2 protein-coding genes are annotated in these 4617 nt (G+C 36.7%); both read left to right on the forward strand.

The features are described from left to right. Window positions 1–168 precede the first annotated feature (168 nt). Complete coding sequence (locus E7303_RS17815) at window positions 169–537, forward strand: metal-dependent transcriptional regulator (RefSeq protein WP_022776023.1); 369 nt, start codon at window positions 169–171, stop codon at window positions 535–537. A 271-nt stretch (window positions 538–808) separates the two neighbouring features. Then, on the forward strand, window positions 809–4555 hold the full coding sequence (locus E7303_RS17820) for a hypothetical protein (protein ID WP_292146808.1): 3747 nt from the start codon (window positions 809–811) through the stop codon (window positions 4553–4555). Window positions 4556–4617 lie beyond the last annotated feature (62 nt).

Here is a 4617-nt window from a genome sequence, read left to right on the forward strand (position 1 = left end):
AGAGAGTATGATAGAGCCACAGAACGTATGATAAAAGAATTAGTTGAATAAAAAGAGGATATAGTACTTGATAAAATTGATTGTGTGCAATATAATATCATTATGTTTTATGATTAAGAGAAAAATCTGTACATTGTATATTAAAAAAATGTGGAGAGGGGCTTTGAGATGCACGAATCAGGTGAAGACTATATCGAGACAATATACCTTTTAAAAAAGAAGAAGGGAATGGTCCGTTCTATCGATGTTGCCAATGAGCTTGGCTTTTCAAGACCTAGCGTTTCAAGAGCGGTAGGAATCTTAAAAGACAACGGACTGATCGTTGTGGAGAATGATGGCGAACTTGTTCTTACAGAGGAAGGATTAAAGACTGCAAAAAAGGTTTACGAAAAGCATACCAACCTTACCAAGTTTTTGATGCTTACTGCAGGAGTTAACGAGGAAATCGCTGAGAACGATGCTTGCAGGATCGAACATATTATTAGTCCTGAAACTTTTAAGGGAATTAAGAAATTCGTTAAAGAGAATGCAAAATAATCATAATGATATGAGAATCATAGAAGGTTGATTTTCTGTTTTTTATGATTGTAACTGAATATTGATTTTGAAATTATAAAGGCACAATTGCAGTATTACTGTGATTGCGCCTTTATTTTTTATTTTTATAAATGTCTAAAGTGTGTCCAATTTATGAAATTTTAATTTATTTTTACAAAAAAACGACTGATTATGATGGTTTTTATGATTGATATTTTTTTATGATAAAAAAGGATTTTTTTATGAGATTTTATGAGAGGGAGGTAGTGTAATGTATAAAAAGCTACGGAGATTTATTACACTTGTTCTGGCACTTGCACTTATTACTACTAATTTTGGCAGTGATTTTGCAAGTACAAGGGCATATGCTGTTGCTGATGAGGATGAATTGGAAGTAACGGTTGATTCATCTGAAATTGGTGACATTTTCGAGGATATTTCTGATGTTGAGACGTCAGAAGAGTCTGAGGAAAATGAGGAGGAGAAAAAAGTCGACACTGAGGGAGAAACAGAAGTTGACAATTCTACAGCAGAGGCAGCTACAGAGGAAGCTACTCTTGCTGAGAAAAAAAGTGAGGGTTTAGAGAATAATATAGAAGAGTCTGTTAAGGAAAGCTCAGCTGAGGGAGAAGCAGTTGCAGCTATTTCTGGCAGCACAGAAGAAAGTAATGCAGCTACTCTTGCATCATCAGATGCGGCTGCACTTGCAAGTTCCGAGGATGCAGCTACACTTGCAAGTTCTGATGCAGCAGCACTTGCATCATCTGATGCAGCAGCACTTGCGAGTTCAGAGGAAGAAGAACCAATAGAGTTTAGTCCGGATCCTGTAATTTTAAACGGAGTTAAGATTACTCTTTACGCTGTTCCAGGAGTTCTTCCTAATGATGCAGAGCTTCAGGTCTCAGAAATTGAAAGTGATTTTGAAGATAAGATCACAGAAGCTATTGATGAAGATACAGGTGCAGACGTTGAGGTAGTAAAGACAATCTCTTATGATATCAAGATCTTTTCAGAGAGCGAGGGGAATTTCGTTCAGCCTGAAGATGGAACTGTAAGAGTTACTTTTGAAGAAATTGACGAGGCTTCCGACGAGGAAATAGCACTTGCTGTTTACCATGTTGAAGAGTCTGGTGAAGAAGTTGAAAATGTCGATGAAGTAAAAAAGGGAAAAGAAAATTCAACTGAGACAGAAATAGACTTTGATGCAAAACATTTCTCAATCTATACTATCGCTTTTCTGAAAAATAATGATGTTGTAGGCAAATTTTACATTGATCCTAAGGATGAGAATAGAAAAGATATAGCTATTACAAATACAGGAGAGACAGAAATCATTCTTTCAGAGAGTAAAGAATTTGATCCGAAGGATCTAGCACTTCATCTTGCAGGATATACTTTTACAAAAGCGTATGTTGATTATTATTATCAATTTAATTGGAATCGCGTAGATGCAGATGTTTATAAAATTGTTTCTAACGCTGATGAGAAAACAACAACGATATATGCCAAATATAATGATATTGATGTTATAAATGAGTATAAATGGGGTGTTGACGAAATACCTCATGTTAACTATAAATACACAAGTGATGAAAACTTGAAGGGCGATGATCTTGTTTATTTCTACGTGCTTATAACCGGTAATGATTTGCCTAAAAGTTCAAAAGGACAGGATTCAGGGTTCTATTATCCTGAAGGAGGTTCTCATGGTGATACAAATGCCAAGTGGCTTGGAAGGGCTGTAAAGCTTGCAGATATTCCTAAGGAATTAAGGGATGGGGTTGATAAAGAATTTTATAGAATTCCTGGTGGAAATTTATGGGATGTTAAATATGCAAATGGAATCCCATACACAACAGGACTTGTTGATAAGTATATTACAAAGAATCCGGATTCTTCCTTGATATCCAACTATTTTGACAGTGAATTTGAAGGCTTTGGCCTTATACCTGATGATGTATGCTGGTATGTTTATAAAAAGCAGTATGATGCACTTCATATAGATGGATATATTAACAGTGCAGTGACTTATGATGCAAATTATACAGGCAAGGATCCAGATGTTACTGATAAGGTCATACTTTTTACTGACTATACTATTAAGACATATGGAAATGTATTTAGCACATCAAGAGATGGATATACTTTTGTAGGATGGAGTACTGATCCATATGATTATGAGCAAAATGGCATAATAGATAACAATACATATTATTATAATTCGCAGTATATGAGCGAAACAAAAGCTGTTGCTGAGAATGAAGTGATCACAGTTGGTAAAAAGGTAACTCTTTATGCTCAGTGGAAGAAGGATGGCGTTCTGGATGCAAACATCGAAGTATGGGCCAAGGATGATGAATGGTTCTACGATGGAACAGATCATACAAACAACGAAATCCTTAAACAGACAAGTGATGATCCTAATTACGAAGTAACGGCCATTGAAACAAATGGAAAAGTTAAGAATGTAAGCGACACAAGCAATCTTAACAACAAAATTACTAAGGTAACTATCAAGGATAAGACTACTGGCAAAGAATATACATTTACTGTTAATGGTAATAGTGAAGTAGTAACTATTAATGGCGAAAAGACAAAGGTTACTGTTCATAACAGTACACTTACGATTAATCCAAGAACTGTTACACTTACTTCAAAGAGTCTTTCAAAGAAATTTGATGGTACTTACCTTACTGCCGATGAGCGCTATGCAGCAGGTGAGAAGTATGCAAGAGATATTACTGCAACTGCCTTCAATAAAGAAACAGGTGAAGGCTTTGTGGCAAATGAAGGTATAGTAGCAGCAAGCACTGAGTTTACAGGCAAGCTTCTTGCTATAAAGAAAGTTGAAAAAGCTAATACTTTTAACTACACAAGACAAGAAAATACACTTGCAGAAAACTATAAAATTGAGCAAGAATATGGAGATCTTGAAATAACTCCTCCTGATGAGAAGATTAAATTAAAGATCAAATTAAAGGCAAATGCTGATGGTACAGGTCGTGACACTTACGTAATATATGATGGCACAACGCAGCAGGCTTTAATGGAAGTTCATGTGACTGTTGAAGGTGATATCAATGAGCAGACAATTCTTCAGAAAATTATCGAAGCCCTTAAAAATGGTGCATCTAGCCTTCTGAATGCTGGAACATTAGTTGCTTATGCAGCAGATAAGCCTGGAGATCCGATTAAGGTTGATTCACAGACAATAAATATTGCAGGGCTTGATATTACAGTCGACAATCTTTACGTACATGGCGGAGCAGGAATGGATGTAGGTCATTATCCTATCATTCTTGACTATTCTGGAATGACTATAGTAACTACTATAAATGGTGAGGAAATCGATCTTACTCAGGTAGTAGAAATAGAGATTGACAGCATAAAGGGCGAAACAGAAAAGTATGAAGTTAACCCTGAAATCAAGACTGATGAAGACATTATTGGCTGGCTTCATGTAAGAGAGAGAGAAGTTACTATGCTTTCTGATACAGCAAGCAAGCAGTATGACGGAACACCTCTTACAGCAAAACATGTAACAGAGACAGAATATGTTGTAGATAAGAATTCTAACAAGGGATTCGTTCCTGGCGAAGGAGCTGACTATGATATAACAGGATCACTTGTTGGTTCTGCAACAGAGACACAGTCAGTAAGAAATGATTACACATACACATTAAAGAGTAATACTAAGGCATCAAATTATATTATTACTCAGGAATACGGTACACTTACAGTTACACCACTTGGCGGTGGAGATAATCCACCTTCAGATCCAGACCCAGATCCGGATCCACCAACAACCACAACTGTAGTACCTCCTAGCCCTGTTGCAGCAGTGCTCGGAGCAAGGAGAGCGGAGGCTACTTCAGGCGCAGCAGTACTTGGCGCAAGAAGGGCGGCTACAGAGGATGCAACAAATGAAGGCATGAGAGTGCTGGTTGTTGTAATAGCTGCGGGAATTGCAATTTCACTTCTTTTCTTTGGAAAAAAGAAAGAGAATGATGAAGTGTGATCCATTATAAAATCTCATAAAATCCGAAAGAAGCTGGTGCATTTTGCATCAGCTTCTTTTGA

The sequence above is a fragment of the Butyrivibrio sp. genome (assembly GCF_015056685.1).
Taxonomy (GTDB): Bacteria; Bacillota; Clostridia; order Lachnospirales; family Lachnospiraceae; genus Butyrivibrio.

Coding starts and splice junctions, on each gene's coding strand:
- E7303_RS17815 (WP_022776023.1), top strand. CDS start 169: ATGCACGAATCAGGTGAAGACTATATCGAGACAATATACCTTTTAAAA.
- E7303_RS17820 (WP_292146808.1), top strand. CDS start 809: ATGTATAAAAAGCTACGGAGATTTATTACACTTGTTCTGGCACTTGCA.